The following is an 847-nucleotide window of genomic DNA, read 5'->3' on the forward strand; positions in this document are numbered from 1 at the left end:
CGTAGCGGTTCCCGCCGCTCGGGGAGCGCAGGTCGTCGATCCCGGCGGGGACGACGACGTGCACCGCACGCCCCGTGGTCCGGGGCGGTGCGGGAGCCGTCACAGGTCCCGCTCGTAGCTCGCCCACGCGACGTGCGACTCGTGCAGCGTCACCGTCAGGCCGGTCAACCCGCCGGCGTCGCCGCCGAGCTTCCCCGCGCCGATGCGGTCGGCGCGCCGGTCCGCGACCGCCCGGGCCCGGAACCCGGTGGTCGTGTTGACGCCCGTGAACTCGGGGTGGTCGTCGAGGTCGCGGTGGTTGAGGGCGGCGAGCGTCTCCGCGAGCTGCGTGGTGGCCAGCCCGATGTCGACGACGATCCCGTCCGGGTCCAGCTCGGGGCGCCGGAACGTGGCGTCGACGAGGAAGGTCGCGCCGTGGCGCTGCTGCGCCGGTCTGAAGACCTCGCCGCGCAGGCTGTGCGCCACCATGACGTGGTCCCGGACGGTGATGCTGAACAAGCGGTCCTCCTCCGCGCGGCGCTCGCTGAACCGGTTGTCCAGACGAGAAGTGGGCAATATTCATGAAAGCACCACGCCGGTGACGCGGCGACCGAGCCGCGTCGCGGCGGTGACCCGCGCTGGTCACGCGCGTGCGCCCGGCAGCTGCGGCCCGTCACCGGTGCTACTCCGAGCGGATGAGGCGTGACACACGATGGTCACTATTGAGACAGCCGTGTATCAATGGCTACTCTCGTGGTGCGAATCGGACAGAGCAGCTTCCGAGTCGACCACTACGAGGAGGTAGCCGATGACCACCCACGAGACCCCGATGCCGTCCTGGCCCGAGACCCTGCGGGACGCCGGCCGG

Annotated in this window: 1 protein-coding gene; it reads right to left on the reverse strand. The window is 71.4% G+C overall.

Annotated elements, in window-relative coordinates:
* Positions 1-99 precede the first annotated feature (99 nt).
* A complete protein-coding gene (locus D8M34_RS18320; RefSeq protein ID WP_126894729.1) occupies positions 100-498 on the reverse strand; it encodes a 6-pyruvoyl trahydropterin synthase family protein in 399 nt (132 codons plus the stop codon).
* Positions 499-847: the final 349 nt, after the last annotated feature.

This window comes from Microbacterium sp. HSID17254, from assembly GCF_003989315.1.
Classification (GTDB): domain Bacteria; phylum Actinomycetota; class Actinomycetes; order Actinomycetales; family Microbacteriaceae; genus Microbacterium.